This is a genomic window from Lysinibacillus piscis, from assembly GCF_026012395.1.
In the GTDB taxonomy this organism is placed as follows: Bacteria; Bacillota; Bacilli; order Bacillales_A; family Planococcaceae; genus Lysinibacillus; species Lysinibacillus piscis.
On the sequence record NZ_BRZA01000001.1, the window covers coordinates 665,826 to 684,548 of the forward strand.

Annotated in this window: 21 protein-coding genes; 6 read left to right on the forward strand and 15 right to left on the reverse strand. The window is 37.3% G+C overall.

The genetic code is table 11. The features are described from left to right. Window positions 1–143 precede the first annotated feature (143 nt). The 7 genes from bshC to OPF91_RS03470 form a co-directional block, all read right to left on the reverse strand. Window positions 144–1,760, reverse strand: a complete 1,617-nt coding sequence (gene bshC / locus OPF91_RS03440; RefSeq protein WP_264987283.1) for a bacillithiol biosynthesis cysteine-adding enzyme BshC — start codon at window positions 1,758–1,760, stop codon at window positions 144–146. 95 nt (window positions 1,761–1,855) lie between these two features. Beyond that, the gene (locus OPF91_RS03445; protein ID WP_264987284.1) at window positions 1,856–2,254 is read right to left on the reverse strand and encodes a DUF3397 domain-containing protein; all 399 of its coding nucleotides are present in this window, start codon (window positions 2,252–2,254) and stop codon (window positions 1,856–1,858) included. After that, the gene (locus tag OPF91_RS03450; protein ID WP_264987285.1) at window positions 2,248–3,150 is read right to left on the reverse strand and encodes a ketopantoate reductase family protein; all 903 of its coding nucleotides are present in this window, start codon (window positions 3,148–3,150) and stop codon (window positions 2,248–2,250) included. Before OPF91_RS03450 ends, OPF91_RS03445 begins: the two co-directional genes overlap by 7 nt. A 105-nt stretch (window positions 3,151–3,255) precedes the next feature. Then, complete coding sequence (locus OPF91_RS03455) at window positions 3,256–3,633, reverse strand: transcriptional regulator (protein ID WP_264987286.1); 378 nt, start codon at window positions 3,631–3,633, stop codon at window positions 3,256–3,258. A 97-nt stretch (window positions 3,634–3,730) separates the two neighbouring features. Continuing rightward, window positions 3,731–4,498 carry an enoyl-CoA hydratase/isomerase family protein gene (locus tag OPF91_RS03460; RefSeq protein WP_264987287.1) on the reverse strand — a complete coding sequence of 256 codons (768 nt, stop codon included), beginning with the start codon at window positions 4,496–4,498 and terminating at the stop codon, window positions 3,731–3,733. A gap of 315 nt (window positions 4,499–4,813) precedes the next feature. Continuing rightward, window positions 4,814–4,987: a 50S ribosomal protein L32 gene (gene rpmF / locus OPF91_RS03465; protein ID WP_054770816.1), complete on the reverse strand. Its 174-nt coding sequence runs from the start codon at window positions 4,985–4,987 to the stop codon at window positions 4,814–4,816. Window positions 4,988–5,011: 24 nt separating this feature from the next. Further along, entirely contained in the window at window positions 5,012–5,545 is a 534-nt protein-coding gene (locus OPF91_RS03470; RefSeq protein ID WP_264987288.1) for a YceD family protein, read from the reverse strand. A 146-nt stretch (window positions 5,546–5,691) separates the two neighbouring features. On the opposite strand from OPF91_RS03470, the gene OPF91_RS03475 reads away from it, so the two are divergent. Next, the gene (locus OPF91_RS03475; protein WP_264987289.1) at window positions 5,692–6,903 is read left to right on the forward strand and encodes a nucleotidyltransferase; all 1,212 of its coding nucleotides are present in this window, start codon (window positions 5,692–5,694) and stop codon (window positions 6,901–6,903) included. A gap of 52 nt (window positions 6,904–6,955) precedes the next feature. Here the strand turns inward: OPF91_RS03475 and OPF91_RS03480 are convergent, their stop codons facing one another. Next, entirely contained in the window at window positions 6,956–8,002 is a 1,047-nt protein-coding gene (locus tag OPF91_RS03480; protein ID WP_264987290.1) for a SepM family pheromone-processing serine protease, read from the reverse strand. Window positions 8,003–8,102: 100 nt separating this feature from the next. Here OPF91_RS03480 and OPF91_RS03485 point away from each other — a divergent pair, with 100 nt between their 5' ends. Further along, window positions 8,103–9,029 carry a hypothetical protein gene (locus tag OPF91_RS03485; RefSeq protein ID WP_264987291.1) on the forward strand — a complete coding sequence of 309 codons (927 nt, stop codon included), beginning with the start codon at window positions 8,103–8,105 and terminating at the stop codon, window positions 9,027–9,029. Window positions 9,030–9,068: 39 nt separating this feature from the next. On the opposite strand, the gene coaD is transcribed toward OPF91_RS03485, so the two are convergent. The 3 genes from coaD to OPF91_RS03500 all read right to left on the reverse strand — a co-directional run bounded on the left by coaD (window position 9,069) and on the right by OPF91_RS03500 (window position 11,630). After that, window positions 9,069–9,560, reverse strand: coding sequence for a pantetheine-phosphate adenylyltransferase (gene coaD / locus OPF91_RS03490; protein WP_264987292.1), 492 nt, complete (start codon window positions 9,558–9,560; stop codon window positions 9,069–9,071). A 1-nt stretch (window position 9,561) separates the two neighbouring features. Continuing rightward, window positions 9,562–10,128 carry a 16S rRNA (guanine(966)-N(2))-methyltransferase RsmD gene (gene rsmD / locus OPF91_RS03495; RefSeq protein ID WP_264987293.1) on the reverse strand — a complete coding sequence of 189 codons (567 nt, stop codon included), beginning with the start codon at window positions 10,126–10,128 and terminating at the stop codon, window positions 9,562–9,564. Window positions 10,129–10,208: 80 nt separating this feature from the next. Next, window positions 10,209–11,630: an RNA polymerase II gene (locus OPF91_RS03500; protein WP_264987294.1), complete on the reverse strand. Its 1,422-nt coding sequence runs from the start codon at window positions 11,628–11,630 to the stop codon at window positions 10,209–10,211. 56 nt (window positions 11,631–11,686) lie between these two features. On the opposite strand from OPF91_RS03500, the gene OPF91_RS03505 reads away from it, so the two are divergent. Beyond that, window positions 11,687–12,076: a DUF7147 family protein gene (locus OPF91_RS03505; RefSeq protein WP_264987295.1), complete on the forward strand. Its 390-nt coding sequence runs from the start codon at window positions 11,687–11,689 to the stop codon at window positions 12,074–12,076. Between the two features lie 57 nt (window positions 12,077–12,133). Here the strand turns inward: OPF91_RS03505 and OPF91_RS03510 are convergent, their stop codons facing one another. Continuing rightward, window positions 12,134–12,406: a YlbG family protein gene (locus OPF91_RS03510; RefSeq protein ID WP_264987871.1), complete on the reverse strand. Its 273-nt coding sequence runs from the start codon at window positions 12,404–12,406 to the stop codon at window positions 12,134–12,136. Window positions 12,407–12,589: 183 nt separating this feature from the next. On the opposite strand from OPF91_RS03510, the gene OPF91_RS03515 reads away from it, so the two are divergent. Continuing rightward, entirely contained in the window at window positions 12,590–13,501 is a 912-nt protein-coding gene (locus tag OPF91_RS03515; RefSeq protein ID WP_264987296.1) for a glycerophosphodiester phosphodiesterase family protein, read from the forward strand. A 63-nt stretch (window positions 13,502–13,564) separates the two neighbouring features. Here OPF91_RS03515 and OPF91_RS03520 read toward each other — a convergent pair whose 3' ends face one another. The 3 genes from OPF91_RS03520 to OPF91_RS03530 all read right to left on the reverse strand — a co-directional run bounded on the left by OPF91_RS03520 (window position 13,565) and on the right by OPF91_RS03530 (window position 16,813). Then, on the reverse strand, window positions 13,565–14,011 hold the full coding sequence (locus OPF91_RS03520) for a YlbF/YmcA family competence regulator (RefSeq protein ID WP_264987297.1): 447 nt from the start codon (window positions 14,009–14,011) through the stop codon (window positions 13,565–13,567). Window positions 14,012–14,093: 82 nt separating this feature from the next. Then, window positions 14,094–15,566 (reverse strand): UDP-N-acetylmuramoyl-L-alanyl-D-glutamate--2,6-diaminopimelate ligase, encoded by a 1,473-nt coding sequence (locus OPF91_RS03525; protein ID WP_264987299.1) that lies wholly within the window; start codon window positions 15,564–15,566, stop codon window positions 14,094–14,096. 143 nt (window positions 15,567–15,709) lie between these two features. Further along, complete coding sequence (locus tag OPF91_RS03530; RefSeq protein ID WP_264987300.1) at window positions 15,710–16,813, reverse strand: CAP domain-containing protein; 1,104 nt, start codon at window positions 16,811–16,813, stop codon at window positions 15,710–15,712. Window positions 16,814–16,961: 148 nt separating this feature from the next. Between OPF91_RS03530 and OPF91_RS03535 the strand changes: the two genes are divergently transcribed. Both OPF91_RS03535 and ytvI read left to right on the forward strand, forming a co-directional pair. After that, window positions 16,962–17,327: a YugN family protein gene (locus OPF91_RS03535; protein WP_264987301.1), complete on the forward strand. Its 366-nt coding sequence runs from the start codon at window positions 16,962–16,964 to the stop codon at window positions 17,325–17,327. 319 nt (window positions 17,328–17,646) lie between these two features. Continuing rightward, window positions 17,647–18,708 carry a sporulation integral membrane protein YtvI gene (ytvI, locus tag OPF91_RS03540; protein WP_264987302.1) on the forward strand — a complete coding sequence of 354 codons (1,062 nt, stop codon included), beginning with the start codon at window positions 17,647–17,649 and terminating at the stop codon, window positions 18,706–18,708. Window positions 18,709–18,723: the final 15 nt, after the last annotated feature.

Genomic DNA, 18,723 nt, shown 5'->3' on the forward strand with positions numbered 1-18,723 from the left:
TTTGGGGGATAATGTGCAATTAGACCTTTATTACCTTTTCCATTTCTATGCTAAAGGACATAAAAAAAAGCTATCTCTCAAAAGATAGCTTTTAGAAACGCCCAAATCAGATGAAATTCAGCGTTATTAATAGGTATAAAGTTTTACAAATAAAGCAAATAATGTTGGTTACCCATCTGATAATTTTGTTTCAACATGTCCGTAATCAATGTTGGCCCAAATTCATTGAGATATTGATATGGATTATAGGTTCTTTCTTGGAATCCATCATTTGGATACAGTTCATTTTGCAATGTTTTAAAGCGTTGTACTGTTGCATCATGCTTCTGTATCGTGATTTGTTCTATTTTTTGTTGTAAATAAGCAAATTGTTTCAAATGATTTTCTTTATTTTTTACGATGATTTTATCCAATGGTAATGCTTGTGTTTGTAAGTATGTTTGTAAGACATCATATTTTTCTACAAGTAGCTGTTGTAATGCTTGAATTTGCTGTTTTGCCTCAACATCTTGAATATCAGCGATAAACTGCTCCTGTAACTGCTGTGCTTGACCAACCCAAATATCGCTCGCTGTTAACTGATGCTCTTGTAATAGCTGCTCCACTTGGCGTGTGACAAGTGTTATATGCAGACGTGGTGCAAAAATTGGCATTTGTAAATCTAATACGGCAAAAGCATCCTTCAATGTTGCCCAATACGCAAGCTCACCAGGACCACCGACAAAAGCTAATACCGGTAACATCATCTCTTGCATTAATGGACGTGTGACCACATTATTACTTAATCGCTCTGGATGCTGATGAGCGATTGTTAATAGCTCTTCTTGTGATAATTTAATATTCGCTGCTACATTAATGAATTGCCCATTTTTTCGTTCTAAAAGATGACGTTCACCGTCCACTACTAAAAATAAATTTGCCGCTTCTTCTGTTGCCATGATCGGTTGCCCATAGCCTGCCTCTTGCAATGCCTGCTCTTTTGCTGTGACTACTTGCGCAATTTCTTCATTTTTTTGGATAATACGTGTAAAATAATCACTTTCATATTGACGGAATTGGAAATCAGCTGCATCGATTAGCAATAGTCCTTCCTCTTTAAAAAGGTCATTCATTAGTCGAGCAAAAAATTCTGTCAATGTTTCACTATGGTTCGCCGCAGTTACTAATTTTTTAATTAGTGCTTCTGTATGTGCTGTTTCTCCAAAGTCGTGAACAACGGAGTGGATAAACTCAGTCATCACTTCTTTATTGATTGCTGTTGCAGAGGCAAGTAATTTACGCTTGGAGCGCTCACTGTATGTTCGTTTTTTTACATCTCCACCGTGCATTGTATATGTGTGGTTAATTTCCTCTAAATCATGATCTTCTCCAGCAATCCAAAATAAGGGCACGACAGGTTGTTGTAGCTTAGCACTTTGCTCTTTTGCAAGCACAATCACTGAAATTGCTTTATGTACAGAATACAGTGGTCCTGTTAATACGCCTGCTTGCTGCCCCCCAACAACTGCAAGAGCACCTTGTTCTAATTGCTGTATATGCTCATTTATTTTTTCTGAAATGCCTAATGGCTCCATAAATTGTCGAATAACCGTTGCAACAGCTGTTTGATTCTTCGCCTGTTGCTGTAAATAGTGTGCACGCTCTTCAAATGCTTGATCGCTATATTCATAGTCAAAAAATTCATGGATTGCCGTGTTGGAGAGCCAGTAATCCGCTACTATGCGATTCTTTATAGGTGCTTGGACTAATTCCAATTTCATTGAACAAAAACTCCTCTACTCACTAAGCTCATTTTAATTAGTGTCTATAATGTTACTATTCTAACTTGTCTTGCTCGAATGTGAAACGAAAATGCTTAGACAACTTGCAAATAATTGATAATGGATTGGATGATGCCAATTAAACAAATGGCAATGTACGCCATGCTCAATAGTAAAAATTGAAAACGCCAAATTTTTTTCAGCAATGGCTTCACTTCAATTTCCTTTTTTGTCCGCCATTCCACATATGTAAAAATCATCGCTAGCATGATTGACACTATGACCAGTAATACACCAATATTTATCTGCCATAATGCAGCTATTGCTAACGGTACAGAGAAAAATAAGCAGAATGTTGTCGCATCAGATGCAACACCAAACGCATGTGTTCCTCGAATTTTAATTTTCCGCCCAATAATATAGACAATAACAAATAGGAGAATGGGACAAAAAATAATTGCACTAATTATTAGCTGTAAAAAATCCTTCACCACTGTTCTCTACCCTCTTCTATCGCTAATATACGCTCATATATAGCCTGTAAATGTGCTAGGTGATGTCCGTTTGTTAGTGCTTTTTCTAGCAGTGCCCCAACAATCGTGTCAATTTCACTTTTTCTACCATGTAGTCGATCAGCTAACATAGAAGACGTATTTTGTGCCGTCTGTTCACATAATGCCACGACTTTGGTAAACGGAATCGTTTGTTCAATCATCGGAAAAGCATGTACAAGTTCTTGATAGATTGTCTGCAGCTGTGTAAATGCTTGTGAATTCGTTAATAGTTCCCCATTTTTTATTTGCAGCATCGTCGTTAATGGATTAATTAAACTATTCATGACAGCTTTTTCAAACAACATTTGCTCTGCATTTTCTATAAACACAATCGGTAATAGCGGGTTATTCATTTGCACTAGTACAGCAAATTTGTCTATTTCTCCTCGCCCTAATGCTATTTGACAAGCACCAATCCCTTTATGTTGTACAGTTGTGTCATTGAGAATTTGTGCGCCAAACAAAGCTGAAGCAAAAGCAATATGTTGATGTGGTAGCTGTAGTACCTCTTCAAAATGGGCTAAGCCATTTTGCATAAATAGTAATGGACAATCACTTGCTATTAACGATAAGTGCTGATAAAGATTTTGTAAATGACTATATTTCACGGCAATGATGAGTAAATCCTGCTGGGGTAACGCTTGTAAATTGTTCGTCACTACTATTTTTCGTGTAACTATCGTGCCATCCATATTGATTCTTGTTAATTGCTGTTTTTGTAAGGCATCCACTTGCTCCTGTCTTCTAACAACCAATGTCACAGTCATTCCGTATTGTGCCATAAAACTTGCCATTAGTTGTCCAACGGCGCCTGCACCAACAATCGCTACCTTCATACACATACTCTCCGTTCATAGTAGAAGGTGTCTCAGATAAATTTCTAAGACACCTCCTATATCGATTCTTATATTATATAGAACTACTTCGCCATTTACGAGCTATTAGTCTTTCATAAAGGAATATCCTTGTTGTAGCCATTTGACTAATTTGTCATGCTCATTTTGTAATTCACGATGCTTTAATTCTAATGTTTGATAAGCCTCCGTCAACTCATCAAAACTGGTTAATGCTAGCTTCAAATGACTGCGCATCGATTGCTGTGGTTGATTGCGTACAGCTAGTAAGGATTGGCTATATTGACTACGCAATGTTTTATTCCATCGAAAACCACATGCTTGCTTTGTACGTCCAAGCTCGGCCGCAGCTAATTCAAATGCCTCTAACTGCGTTTTACCATTTTGCACATTATACAGAACGATTTCAGCCAATTTTTCATCATCTTCTTTTGTCCATTGATCTTTGCGTTTTTTCAATTCCATAATCTATCACCCTCACGTTTTTTACTACTATATGCGGGCGCAAATAAAATAGACTCTGTTATGGCAAAAGTTCATGATGATATTTCATTGCACTGCTTCATTCTCCCTTTTTCTTTGTTAAAAACTGCTGAACCGCCTCATGATGTGCTTCACTTTCCCATAACCGTGCACATGTTTTGATTTCCTCCATGATCCGTTCATAGAGATGATGCTCCTTCCATTTACGCAAAACAATCTCTTTATAAGCTGTTTGAACGGAGGGATGAATACTAGACAGCTGCTGGATAAACATTTCTAATGCCGCCATACTCTCTCCCTCAAAAATATGTGTCGCCCATCCTATTTCACGTAATTTCTCTGTTGAATATGGCTTAGCATCCATTAACATTTTTAAGGAATCATCATAGCGTAAACCTCTCTCTAATAAATAAGTTCCTCCACCCCAGCCACTTGTAATAGCGAGTGTTCCTTGAATAAAGCCACATTTAGCATGGTTTGCAACAAGACGGAAATCACAGGCTGTTGCAATTTCACAACCACCACCGACTGCTGCACCATTGACTAATGCAATTGTTGGTATTGGCAACGTAGCTAAATCGTATAAAATATGCCCCATTTTACTTAGCATGTGAAAGGCTTCATCTTCTGTCGTCAGTGCATGAAATACGGATAAATCGCCACCAGAACAAAAGGATTGTTGCCCCGCTCCCGTGATTACTAAAAACTGAACATCTTGTCGCTGACGAATATATGTAAGTACTTCTTGAAAGCCATGCATCACTTCATCATTAATCGCATTACGCTTCTCTTCACGATTGATTGTAAATAGAACAATTCCCCCATTATGTTCAATCATATAAGCCATAATGATTCCCCCTTTGTCTAACTTATTTCATTGTATCATGACTATGTGAGGAACTATCCTTCTAAAAATAGGCTTTTCGCCAAAATCGGCTCTTGGCTACCTATTCCGTCGCGGATGGATGCTTTCTGCAGGCACGGCTTCAACTAATTTATTTCAGCTCGTGTTGTTCCTGTTGGAGTCGCCACCCATCACTCCATATGTAGTCTATCAAATGGCAAGTACAGATTTTGGTGTTGACCCTAAAAATATGTACAAAAAAAGACTAATAAAGAGCCATGGCCTCTTTACTAGTCCTTTAAGTGAGCAAACACTGAATTATTTGCTTACTACTTCTTTACCTTTGTAATGTCCACAAGCTTTGCAAACACGGTGTGATAATTTTGCTTCACCACAGTTTGGGCAAGCTACCATACCAGGTACAGATAGTTTGAAATGCGTACGACGCTTTCTTTTTGCAGTTTTAGAAGTTCTTCTAAATGGTACAGCCATTGATGGCACCTCCTTACAGATCGTCTATTCGTCTGTTTGATCAAAATACTTAGCTAAAGCAGCTAGTCTTGGATCCACTTTTTGTTCGTCAGCTTTTTTGTGCAAGAGTACGTCTTCATCCGTTGCGTAAGACCAATTCTTCCCACCTTGCACTTGCCCTGCTGTATCCTCTTTGAATACTTGCATTGGCACTTCAAGAAGGATAATTTCTTCAAGAACTGGCTTCATGTCGATGACTTCACCATCTACATAGTGAATATCACCATCATCTTCTCCACGCTTTTCGTCGTCAAGCCAGTTAAAAATTTCAACTGTCTCAACCGATATAGGAAATTCAACGTCCTCCCAAGTGCGAGCACAAGGCAAGGTTAACGTTGCTGTCACAGTTAGCTGACATGTCATTTGCGATGCACCGAAAGTACACAGCCCTTTTACATGAACGGGCGAAATTGCTCGAATATCCTGGTTTCGCTCCATCACCTCGTCCAGTTGGACATAGGCGTCGATCGGCATTCCGTTTTGACGGTATTTAGATAATTGATGAATTGACCATTTCATTCGTTTAATCACCTCGAGACAACACTGTTGATTATATAATGACTAAAAAAAGATGTCAAGATAATTTCTTGTCACTCCTTCAAAACACACCTATAATTATGATAAACATTGAAAACAATTTGATTAAATAGAGGGAGGTTTACATAATGAAAGCTGTGGGAATTGTTGTTGAATACAATCCTTTTCATAATGGACATGCCTATCATTTACAGCAAGCTAAAGCAGTAGCACAGGCAGATATCGTCATTGCCGTCATGAGTGGTACTTTTTTACAACGCGGAGAGCCAGCCATGGTTGATAAATGGACACGTACAAAAATGGCTTTAGCAGGTGGCGTTGATATTGTCATCGAATTGCCTTATGTCTATAGTACAGCAGCAGCGACCGATTTCGCTAAAGGCGCTATTTTTTTATTATCTGCTATTAATTGTCATGCCTTTGCTTTTGGTAGTGAAAATGGCGCAATTGCACCTTTTTTAAATACCTTTCAACTGATTGATACGCATCGTTCTGATTATAATATGCTCATAAAAGAAAGCCTTCAAACAGGAGCAAGCTATCCAAAAAGTTTACATTATGCCTATACACAGCTTTCGCAAAAATTTCCTGCTGATTATATTGATTTATCACAGCCAAACAATATATTAGGTTTTCATTATATCGAGGCTGCTGCACACTTAAAAAGTGCTATTCAACCTTTAACCATTCCTCGTATTGCAGCAGGCTACCATGAACCTGTTCAACAAGGTGCTACAATTGCCAGCGCAACAGGGATACGTAAGGCTTTAGCAACGACCAATGAATTGCAACATATACAAAATGTATTGCCACACACATCTTTTGATTACTTAATGGACTGGTCAACACAGCATGGACATTTTGCTAGTTGGGAGCAATTTTGGCCTTTATTACAATTCACCTTGTTACGTCATACATCACATGAATTAACACGCTATATGGAGGTGACAGAGGGAATTGAACACGCATTGATAAAGGCAGCCAAAACAAGTAATTCCTTCAACGATTTCATGGAAAAAGTAAAATCTAAGCGTTATACATGGACACGCATCCAGCGTATGTTAACACATATTTATACAGGCTATACAAAGGAGCAAGCCCATCATTTGGATAAACCTTCTTACATTCGTTTACTCGGTATGAGTGCGGTAGGGCAAGCCTATTTAGGTCAATATAAAAAACAAATAGAGCTACCTTTAATCAGTCGAGTGGCAGCTATAAAAAATGATATGCTCGCCGTCGATATTCATGCAGCTGAAATTTACAATATCAGTGTGGAACAACAAGTAAAACACAATCGTTTACCTAAAGACTATCAAACCCCACCAATACGCATGTAAAAAAGGACTGTAGAGAAAGTTACAATTTTCTTTACAGTCCTTTTCTTCACTCTTATTTTGGTTGTAATTGCTGCAAATAGGCAAGAGCATCATCCACCGTTTTAACAGGCACAATTTTCATTTTTGTGTCAATCTCTTTCGCTGTTTTAACGGCCGTCGCATAATTTGATTCTAATTCTGGATATTTTGCCTTCAATGTAGGTGAAATTTCATCATCTGGTGCAAAGAAAATTTCCATGCCATCTCGATCTGCTGCAATAACCTTGTAATCGATTCCACCAATTCGCCCAACAGAGCCATCCACTAACATTTCACCTGTACCAGCCACTGCATACCCTTTTGTTAAATCTTCATCAAGCAGCTGATTTAAAATTTCAAGTGTAAACATAAGTCCCGCAGAAGGCCCACCAATATCTTCCGTTTTCATAACGACATCAGGATGTGTTTCGATTGACTTACTTTCTGCATACGTAATACCTAAACCTGCTCTTTTTTCTTCGGTATTCGGAATTGGCATTAATGTAACGGTTACATCTTGCTCTTTTTTATTGCGTTTTAAGTGAAGTGTCACTTGATCTCCAAGTTGTTTCGATGTCAGGAAATCTACAAGCATTTGTTGGCTATCAATGGTCTGCCCATCAATTGTCAGCAACTCATCACCAGCATTTAATAAGCCCTCTGCCGCACCACCCTCTAAGACGTTTAATACAAATACACCATCAAAGGTTACTTTTGTTTCAAGTCCTGCTTTTTGAAAGGCAATATATTTGGCATTGAACTGTGAATCAGACATTAATTTAAGCTGGCGGATATTGTACTCTTCATCATCCTCTAATGGATTTCTAACTTGCTTGATATCCATGAGCTTTTGATACTTTTGTGTCTTTGCCCATACATATGTGAATGGGGTAGCCTGCTGCATAGCCACTGTCATTAAATTCATAGAGCCAGCATCATTCATATCACCATTATCCACTGTCACGAATTTGTGGACGTCATATGCACTTCCTGGCTTCATAATATAAGCGTCTAGTCGGTACAACATACAAAAACAAACTACGACAATCAATACGGCGTATATACTTATTTTTTTCTTCACCTAAACATTCCTCCAAAGACGCTGGTTAAACTAGCTGTTCATGTTTTCGTCTATTTCACATATATTGATTTTAGCATTTGCCTATGGGAATAACAAAAAATTGAAACGAGATGATTATATGTATGCAACCATTCAAATAACACTTTGCATTCTCCTCATTCTATTACTGTTATTATTTCCACAGATGGCTCATCAGGGCACAGATTTAGGGCTCACTCTTTTTATGGAGGCATTGTTTCCTTATTTGCTACCATATCTCATTTTGACGCAGTGGCTGTTGCGTTTAACGGCTCCTATGCGCACACAGCAGACCAATCGTATTTCACTCTATGTACAAGCCTATATCATTAGTGCACTTGGTGGATATCCCACTGGTGCTACGACAATTGCTTATTTAAAAAATAGTGGTCAACTTCAATTGAAAGAAGCAAATTTTTTACTGGCTGTTTGTCATGCACCAAGTCCTCTTTTTGTGCTGGGCTTTGTCAGTTTAGATTTACTACACAGTCACACATTTGGTTGGTTATTTTTATGCTTACTACATAGCTTTAATATTTGTTGTTTAGTCACAGGCTACTTCATATTTCGTTCATCACATATTAGTAGTCATGTCACTCAACCCACCCCATTATCTACAGCACCTTTTTCCGAAAGCATTCGTGAAACAGCCCCTACGCTTTTGTTAGTCGGCACAACCATTATTTTTTTTACAACGATTCAAACGATTATCCAGCAAGGCTTAAAGCAGGTAATCCCTACATTACCTTCTACCATTGAGCTTAGCATTGCAGCACTATTAGAAGTAACTAATGGGCTCAAAATGACATCTACTCTGCTTGCACACTCGCCTTACCTTTTATTCATCAGTGTACTTTTCCTAACAATGCAAAGTATTAGTATCCATTTACAAATTTTTGTTATTGCGAAAGCTGCAAAACTATCTGTTCGCCCTTACATCAAACTTCGCTTATTAAGTATCTTCATCGTCCCAACGATTTATGCTCTATTTAGCTATGTTTATCCGTAAAAAAGGATGTCCTGTATATACAAGACATCCTTTCGATAGCTATTGATTAAAACCATATTTTTCTTTTAATGCCTGCTCTACACAAGCAGGTACTAACTCATGGACATCACTACCATATTTCGCCACTTCCTTGACAATGCTAGAACTTAAAAATGAATATTGATTTTTCGTCATAATGAAAAATGTTTCAATGGTTTCATCCAAAAAGCGATTCATGGATGTAATTTGCATTTCGTATTCAAAATCTGATACAGCACGTAAGCCACGCACAATCGCTTTTGCTTTTTTCTCTTTTGCATAGTCCACAAGTAAACCTGATGAGCTTTCGATACGCACATTAGGTAATGTTTTCGTAACTTCCGCCATTAAGGCAATACGTTCATCCACTGTAAATAATGGATTTTTTGATGAATTATTTAAAACAGCTACATAGACAATATCAAATACATCTGCTGCACGTTTAATAATATCCAAATGACCATATGTCACCGGATCAAAGCTTCCCGGTACTACAGCAATTTTTTCTACCACCCTATTCTCCCTCTTTCTCTCCACAACGATAGATGGAAATAATTGTTCCACCATAGGTTTCTTGTCTCCATAACTCAAAATGACCAAAATGATTTGGTAGCGCTATCTCTTTTGCATGCTCACAAACAATGGTGCCTGCCTCTTGTACTTTACCTTGTTCAACAAGTGTTTGCACAAAATCATAGTATTCTTGTTGATGATAGGGGGGGTCTAAAAACACCAGATGGAAACAAATATCTCGCTTCACTAGCGCTTTTACTGCACGTTTTGCATCAATCCGAAACAGCTCTGTTTGCTCCTCATAACGGCATTTTTTTATATTTTCTTGTAGTACTTGAAAGGCTTTTGCATCTTTTTCCACAAAAATCGCATGCTCTGCCCCTCTACTCAATGCTTCAATACCTAATCCACCACTACCAGCAAACAAGTCAAGTGCAATACCCCCATCAAAAAATGGACCAATGATATTGAAAATAGATTCTTTTACTTTATCCGTTGTAGGTCTTGTTGTATTACCAGCAATGGCCTTTAGTGGCATTCCTTTGCGTTCTCCTGCAACAACTCTCATAATTTTATATGCCTCTTCCGTTTTCAAATCGTTCTAACAGATGAAAGCCTCCATCCAAACAGTGTGGATGGAGCTTTCTGTTAGTTTTGCTCTTGTATTACGATATTAATACGTTTATCGCTTTTTTGTAAATCCACTAAAAATAAACGTTGTAGCCAAGCCTCTTCAACATAATATTGATCGGCAATTTTAATAATAGGCTCTGAAATAGTTGAATATCTGCGTTGATTGAACACATAGAAACCAGGCTCTTTTGGGAAACGGAAAGTACGATTATCACCATTTACATAATAGCCGTTCTCTCCTGGACCTGCTGTATAACCTAGCTGTGGTAGCAATGTATCCGCAGTATATAATATTTGTCCTTCATACGAAATAACATGAACATCTTTTTGAATAATATCATTCACATACACATTGCGTTCATCTTCAAATAATAATGGATATGTGCCACTTTCTTGCGTTGTATTTAATTGGAAATATGACGTTTTATGACCTAGTACTTCCGATAATAGCGCATCCATTGATTCTGGTGAAACAGTTGTCTCTTCAAGCTTCTCAAGCGCTTCCTGCCATGCCACTTTTTGTGTACTTGTCATATGGTTGTCCAGCACTGTTACAAGCTCTTGTGCTTTTTCAGAGCCAATCGGTGTCTTGACTAAATAAGTTGCCACAACTTCTGACAGCCATGCTGGTGCATTTTCAAAGTGAATTTTCGATTTAATTTGTGACATAATCACTTCTTGCTCCATTGCTTGTTTCGTCAGTGTTGGCAAAAAGAGCAATCTGCTATCATATTCATCCACTGGGCTTGGTTCTTGAATAATGGCAATATGTTCATCATTCACAAACTGCATATTGTCTAATGCTGCACGCAAATCTTGTGAAATAGCATTCAGTGCATAAATGGATACTGTCGATCTTTGCTCTTGCAGTTGTAAATTAGCTGCTTGCCAATAAATATCACGAATCGTGCCATCTCCACTAAACATTGTATAGTTCACTAACGATAGCTGTTGCTGTCCAACTAACGGTAAACCTGTTACCCACTGACCAACATATTGACTATCTGTAGAAATATGAACAATCGAATAAGATGTATCCCCATTTATTAATGTGGCAAATACATTTTGGAGTAATTGCTTCTCCTTTAAGCCACCTTCAATTGGAATTATGTATGAGACAGATTGTGCCTTTGTTTCACCTTGCTTAAAATAGGAGGATTCATCAGAAAGGCGTGTACAGCTTGTTTTATTGGCAATAAAGCAAGTTGGATTTACCGCATTTTTTGGCCAATTAATTTTTATTTTTTGATTGGGTAAATTTTTAAAATGCTGACGTACATCTAGTGCATTGTCTCGATAGACAATTTCAATTTCCTGTGAATAGTGGAATTTGCCACTGCCCGTTTCGATAGCTGATGAATACGCTTGATATTGAAAAAACAATACACCTGTAATAATTAATGTGAGTATGGAAAAAAAACTTAGTATAAATTTCATATGCTGAACCTCCTGTCTCATGATACTATGTGTAATGGAAAGGATGTGTAATCATTATGTCACAACAATTTATAGAACTTGGTGAAGGCTATGGTGATGTATATGAGTTATTAGAAATTATCAAAACCAACCAGCAGCGCTTTCATCAAGCCTTTATCTTAACATCTACAAAAGAGGACAAAAAAGTTGCCTCTCTAGCAGTTGCTTTAAAACCTGTTGGAGAAAGTAAATTCATGCCTATTTATATTTGCCGAGAAGGCTTACCTTTTCGAGAGGATTCACCATCACAACGTCAACAAATGTTTGAAAATAGCATTGCACAACTAGGTCGCAAAGCCGTTGTTGTAGAAATAAAACACTCATCCATTTTTTCAGAACATAAGCTTTTTTATCAATATGTCATCGGAATCATGAGATTGCATCACTACATTCCCGCATTAACATAATCATCGCCCTTTCACAAAGGGCTAGCTTATCCATGTTCAAAAAGAAGAAAAAGCTCCTTATAGGCCTACCTTATAGTCATATTCTTTTGCTTTATCAGGCTTTGCATTTTCATACTCTGTTTTGACAAATGGACGGTAAGATGGGACAACGTCTTTCACAAATGGGAGACGTTGTAATTTTACTGTCAAATTATCAATGTCATCTTGGTCACAATAGAGCACAACATATTTTTGCTTGCGAGAAATATAAAGAACATGCCCATATTTTCGCAATGATTTTGCATTTTTTAACTGATGGACATAAACGATTAGCCCTTGTCTTTCGTTCATCATAAAATTCCCTCATTTCTTACCTAAAGAATACCATAGACAAGAAAATGATAGCAACAACGTTCTGTTTGGACAAAAGCAAAGTGATAGCCACAGCATCTAGCTGACAGCAACCTCACTTGTCCGTTATAATGTAGTTATTACAACAAACATGTCAGGAGCTACACAGAGGGAGGAACAGCCGTGGGAAAAAAAACAAATATTGCATTGGCGATTGCTGCTGCAAGTGCCGCAGCATGGGCAGGAAGTAAAGCGATTTCCAAGCCTCAACAACGTCTAAGTAAACAAGCGTTACAATATGAATATCCTGTTATTTTTGCGCATCGTGGTGGTGCAAAACTAGAGCCTGAACAAACAATGGTAGCTTTTGATAGAGCAGCCCAATTAGGTGTAGATGGCTTTGAAATTGATATTCGTTTAACAAAAGATGAGGAAATTATCGTTTTCCATGATGACACAGTTGATCGTACAACAGATGGTACAGGTCTTGTAGCTGATTTAACATTAGCAGAGATTAATACATTTAATCATGGTTATCATTTTCAAGACCTAGCTGGTCATTTCCCTTATCGAGAAAAAAAGCTAGATGTCGTGACATTGCGTGAGTTATTAAAAAAATATCCAAATATTTTAGTTAATATCGATATTAAAGATGCGCCAGATACATATGAAGGAAGTTTAATGCCATCTAAATTATGGAGACTAATTGAAGAAATAGGTGCTGAGCATCGTGTCGTTGTAACAAGCTTTTACGCAGAACAAACGGAGCGATTTAATTTATATGCTCAAAATCAAGTAGCACTCGGAGCAAGTGAATCAGATGTGCGCAAAGCCTTCACTGCCTTTACAAGTCAATTTGGTCATTTATACCATCCAAAGGTCGATGTCTTCCAAATACCAGCTAAATCAGGAAGAATTGCATTAGATTCACCAAAATTCATTCAGTTTTTAAATAACCTGAACATTCCCGTGCATTATTGGACAATTGATGATGCAGCCACAATGACGAAATTGATTAAAAATGGAGCAAAAGGAATTATTACAGATCGACCTGATATTGCTATAGACTTGCTAAGAACAACTACAGAAGCATAAAAAACAACTCCCACATGGACGTATCCTGTGGGAGTTGTTTTTATGCTTCTATTACAAATGTACCTATGCTGAGCAGGAACATGAACCACCAGAGCCACATCCTCCACCACATGCAGAAGCTGCTGAAAAGAAAGGATTGCTTACAGGAACCTTCACTGCCTCTGATACCGTCTTTCCGATAAGTAGGCTAATTTCATCAAGTAAATCTTGAAAATCGTTTTCAGCTAACTTGAGGGCAGATATTTTATCATCTAAATCCAACATGCGCTTTTGCTGACGAATCGATTTCATAATCGTATGATAATCAGGGTGATATTTACCAAAACGTTGAACATCTTCATAATGCTCTTTCATGCGAGTAAAAGCATGAATCGCTTCAACTAATTGCCCGTCACTATAAACAGCATCATATGCCTGTTGTAATAATTTTGCTGGCTCAGAGGAGAGAATCATCTCACAAAGCACATCTGTTTCATCTAAAAGGATTGCCCAATCAGATGTCATCATCATTATTTATTCCCCCCAATCTCTGCCTTTATCATAACAGATTGTCTACTAGTTTGACAGAATAAGACTTGGAACACAGCTATTTTTATTTACCATCTTCCAACATTTTCTGAGCAAAATAATCACGGACACATTGTTGGTCAGAGAAAGGAATCTGTCTATTTTTTATGTGCTGGCTTTGCTCATGCCCTTTCCCTGCAATCAATACAATATCGCCTTTTTTCGCTCTTGCTAATGCTTGATGAATCGCTACTTTTCGATCTAAATGAACTTCATAATATTGCCGTTCTGTAAAACCCGCAATAATACTTTCATTAATCATCGTTGGATCTTCATCTCGTGGATTGTCAGTCGTTAAAAAAATAATATCAGCATATTTACTCGCTACTGCACCCATTGCGAAACGCTTCGCTTTATCTCGATTCCCTCCACAGCTAAAGACAAGATAAAGTGTTTTTGAACGATTTAAAGTCTGTAAAACAGCTTGTAATGCCTCTGCTGTATGTGCATAATCAACATAAACCTCAATACCTAGTGGATTGTCTATTTTTTCAAGTCTGCCTTCTGGAAGTGTTAAGCACCACATGTGTGCTGCGATATCCTCTATAGGAATACCTAAACGCCAGACAGCCATCAAAGCAGCAACAGCGTTTTGCACATGATATTTACCAACAAACGGAATAGCGATAATATGCTCACTTGTTGTCGTCTGCAAACAAAGCGTTGTTTTACCAAGAGATTCGTGGATTACTTGAATATGTAAATCATTATGTTGGTCGAAGCCAAATGAGCATGATTTTTTTTTATCATAAATACTAATGGAACGACAAAATTTATCATCTCCATTCACAATGATTTTTTTCGATAAATCCGCTAATCTTTTTTTAGCACGTTTATATGCTTCTAATCCACCATGGTCCTCTAAATGGTCTTCCGATAAATTTAGAAATACACCACAATCAATATCACAGTGATCTAAACGATGTTGCTGCAACCCCATAGAGGAAGCCTCTAGAACAACATGTGTAACACCTTGTCGCACACATCTCTTTAATAACGGATGTAATTCCTTTGCCTGCATCGTTGTGAGTTGCTCGTAGGCAGCCACTTGTTTTTGCCCATCGATAAAGAAGCCCACTGTCCCGATAACGGCTACACGTTTATGTAATGCATGCAATAATTGACTGATAAAATGACTAACTGTGGTTTTTCCATTCGTCCCTGTAATAGCTATAACGGTGAGTGCCTCTGCTGGAAATGCGGCTAGCTTTGCACTTGCATAGGATAAAAATAGTGCAGTATTCGGCACCCAGACAAACGGAATATTTTGATTGGCTATCGGTATCGAAAGACTTTCTTCCGCTACAACCGCTGCTGCTCCTCTTGCTAAAGCTTCTTTAATAAAGCGACTTCCCGATGTTTTTTTTCCTTTACGCACAACAAAAATATCGCCAGGTTTTACGGCTTGAGCATAATCTTCAATACCTGTAATCACTGTACGAATGGACCCACCTGTAATACTGCAAGGCCAATCTTTTAATAATTCTGCTAACTGCAAGCCCTACTCCCCCTTTCAGTTCTCTATCATATGAAGACATCTGTAAGGGTGTGACTTCTCTACTTTTCACTAACATCAAAAAAAGTGTGAACTGTTTAGATGGTTCACACTTTGCTAAAATGAATTTTTAATTGTATAAGAACTTATTCAAAGACATTATCTTGATTTTGCTGTTCTATCGGTGTAGGTTCTACAACTATTGGCTCGATAAATATTTGTGTGTAATAATTCAAAAATGCGCCTGAGCCTACTTCTGTATATCGCTCATTTAACATGATTTTACGATGCTCTGTGGAATTAAGCCAGCCATGCACAACTTCAATCGCATCAAAATAAGCAGTCGCTAAATTTTCATTTCCCTCTGTATATTCTACTTGCTGTGTCTCCAAACGGTGCTGTAAATCACCATATGTAGGAGATTCATGTCCTAAAAATCCTTGTGTTTTCATATCTTCACTATGCATTGTTGCTACTTTTTCTAATGCTTCGCTCGTTGTTAATAATGGAAACTGATGACGGTTTCTTAAAACATTTGTTAAATCATCCATTTGTGCGATATTCGCCTGATCAATTTCTTGCTGTAAAAAGGAGGATGGTGGTGCCGATGTGACTAACTCTCCTTGATACGTCATCTCATACGGCTGATGTAATATGAGTGTTTTATTGTCTGTGAAACGCACACCTTGTAAATCACCTGTTTCACTATCGATATATAATTGCGCAAAAAGCCCATCAAATTTAACTAACAATCTTGTTTGCATATCTTTTTCACTCATGGAAAAGATAAAAATATTATCATCTACATTTACCGCTACTTCTGATTCAATTAATACCATGCGGTAAATATCATCCCTTTTTTGCCCAATTTTAAAGGGTGACGCATCCAACTGTTCCCCTGCTATGTAAACTTGCGTAACAATCTGATTTTGTACACCTAACATAAAGAAGTGTGTGTTATTTGTATTATATACCCACCAATCATAGCCAAAGGTAGATGGCTCTTTTCGTGTAGGCTCACCATACTGCTCTAAAATGCGCTCTGTATTTTGGCCAATTAGCATAGATAGCCCTTGTTGTGGGCGTGTCATAGCCCCTTCCTCTGGTTGCTTTAATTCCGTTTTAGGAATCACTTTCGTATTCATATCTGGTCCTTCAAGTGGTTCATTTTCCTTTGTTGTATTAAAAAACATCACACCTACAATGACAATTAGTGCACCTACCATTAAAATACGAAATAAAGCTTTCATATAGGCTAACCCCTTTTCATGACCATGATATACTTATTATAGCAATGACAATTACGTTGACACAATGTTGTCATTGCAACAATGTGAAATATGCTCTATTATAAAAATGAGCGTATTCTTTGTATGAAAGCTAAAGGAGGATTACTAGATGTATTTTGAAAATACAAACCTTGAAAATGTAGTAGTTGACCAAGAACTACTTGTTAGTATTATGAAACAAAATGGTCTTGAATGTGATGGTGGCTGGGATTACGAGCGCATGACATTTGATCGCCGTTTTGATACTCGTGAAGGTCGCTATTATTTACGTGTATTTACTTTTGCAAAATCTGGTGATGTAGGTGCACATGATGCTGTACTATCTATCATGAAACCAGTACTTGGTAAATATTATTATCCACATGGTGTTGAATATGGTGAAGATGAAGTATTCCCAGCACATCTTGTGAAAAAATGCGAAGAAATTTTAACAAAAGTGAAATTAGATTTAGAAGCTTTTGAAATTCGTGCTTAATTTTTATCTTGATTCAGTAGAAAGTCTTTCTGTAGAGAAGAGGGGATGAACGCCTATTTTTCACCTCTATTCAGTGGATATTCAAATGCCTACTGAATCAAGATAAAAGCCCCGGCGGATGTCATGGATTTGGAAGAGGAGCTTTTTCGAGCGAGCTCGAAAAAAATCCAGACGCAATTACGCTAAAGCGTAATTGATAGCCAGCTCTTATACTTGTTTTCCTTAAAAAGGCTGGATAATCAGCCTTTTTTTGTTTGAGTAAAAAGCTATTTTCTTCTCATACTATCCCTATATCTTGAATAGATGTAGGTGAACCTCCATGATACAATTATTGAAACATCCATTTTTTCGCCATCCGATTATGGTCATACTGCTTGGTATTTTTATCATTTGGTTACTCTCATTATCGATGCCAATTGTTTTTGCCTATATCACAGCACTATTAGTAGAACCCATTATCCTAAAAATGAGTAGCCACTTACACAAAAAGCGTAAATTCGTTGCCACCATTTTTTTTGTACTCTTTTTCAGCATTATCCTATTAATAGGTGCGCTATTGCTATTTATAAGTTGGAAACAATTATCTCTCCTTATTCCTCATATCCCAGATTATTTGAATCAGCTATCTGCCCTATGGATTCAATTACAATCCAAGCTCGCTCACTATACTTTTCATCTACCTGTAGAGTTTGTGGCACAATTACAGCTTATGATTACCAAAATAGTAGTAGCTATTGAAAAATACGCCCTCAAGCTAACCAATGCGAATATTTGGTCTTTTTTACTAAGCTATCTACCATCACGATTTTTTGCTATCTTTGTTTATTGGATTGTGTTATATATGCTTTTGTTAGATCTACCTGCTGTGAATCGCAAATTACTGATATCGATTTCTTTCCATGGTCAGCAAAAAATACTCTTTATTGGTCAACGAGTAAAAATCGCACTATATGGCTTTATCAAAGCACAATTTTTAGTAGGCATTTGTATTTTTTCTATTGCTGCCATCGCTTTTTTTCTATTAAAAACACCATTTCCTTTTATTTTGGCTTTACTACTCGTTATATTAGATATCATACCGTTTTTAGATTCATTTATTCTGCTTCTTCCTTGGGCAGCTTATCAATTTTTCGTAGGTGATTATGTATTTGCTTTTAGCCTAATCATATTAACCATTGTATTATTTTTAGCAAGGCGTCTTATTGAGCCAAAAATTATCGGCAATAAAATTGGGCTATCCTCATTAACTACTTTCATATCTATGTTTATTGGATTTGAAATATTTGGTTTGTTAGGTATTTTTATTGGTCCATTATGTATTGTAACAATCATCGCCTTATTTCAAAACACCCCTACAAAAAATCTCCCACCTTCATCATAAGGCGGGAGATTGACA

Excerpts from the sequence above, each read along its gene's own strand:
- OPF91_RS03500 (WP_264987294.1), bottom strand. The coding sequence starts at position 11,630 with ATGAAATTTATACTAAGTTTTTTTTCCATACTCACATTAATTATTACA.
- bshC (WP_264987283.1), bottom strand. The coding sequence starts at position 1,760 with ATGAAATTGGAATTAGTCCAAGCACCTATAAAGAATCGCATAGTAGCG.
- OPF91_RS03530 (WP_264987300.1), bottom strand. The coding sequence starts at position 16,813 with ATGAAAGCTTTATTTCGTATTTTAATGGTAGGTGCACTAATTGTCATT.
- rsmD (WP_264987293.1), bottom strand. The coding sequence starts at position 10,128 with ATGAGAGTTGTTGCAGGAGAACGCAAAGGAATGCCACTAAAGGCCATT.
- OPF91_RS03460 (WP_264987287.1), bottom strand. The coding sequence starts at position 4,498 with ATGGCTTATATGATTGAACATAATGGGGGAATTGTTCTATTTACAATC.
- rpmF (WP_054770816.1), bottom strand. The coding sequence starts at position 4,987 with ATGGCTGTACCATTTAGAAGAACTTCTAAAACTGCAAAAAGAAAGCGT.
- OPF91_RS03470 (WP_264987288.1), bottom strand. The coding sequence starts at position 5,545 with ATGAAATGGTCAATTCATCAATTATCTAAATACCGTCAAAACGGAATG.
- OPF91_RS03450 (WP_264987285.1), bottom strand. The coding sequence starts at position 3,150 with ATGAAGGTAGCGATTGTTGGTGCAGGCGCCGTTGGACAACTAATGGCA.
- OPF91_RS03455 (WP_264987286.1), bottom strand. The coding sequence starts at position 3,633 with ATGGAATTGAAAAAACGCAAAGATCAATGGACAAAAGAAGATGATGAA.
- OPF91_RS03535 (WP_264987301.1), top strand. The coding sequence starts at position 16,962 with ATGTATTTTGAAAATACAAACCTTGAAAATGTAGTAGTTGACCAAGAA.
- OPF91_RS03520 (WP_264987297.1), bottom strand. The coding sequence starts at position 14,011 with ATGATGATGACATCTGATTGGGCAATCCTTTTAGATGAAACAGATGTG.
- OPF91_RS03510 (WP_264987871.1), bottom strand. The coding sequence starts at position 12,406 with ATGAACGAAAGACAAGGGCTAATCGTTTATGTCCATCAGTTAAAAAAT.
- ytvI (WP_264987302.1), top strand. The coding sequence starts at position 17,647 with ATGATACAATTATTGAAACATCCATTTTTTCGCCATCCGATTATGGTC.
- OPF91_RS03505 (WP_264987295.1), top strand. The coding sequence starts at position 11,687 with ATGTCACAACAATTTATAGAACTTGGTGAAGGCTATGGTGATGTATAT.
- OPF91_RS03475 (WP_264987289.1), top strand. The coding sequence starts at position 5,692 with ATGAAAGCTGTGGGAATTGTTGTTGAATACAATCCTTTTCATAATGGA.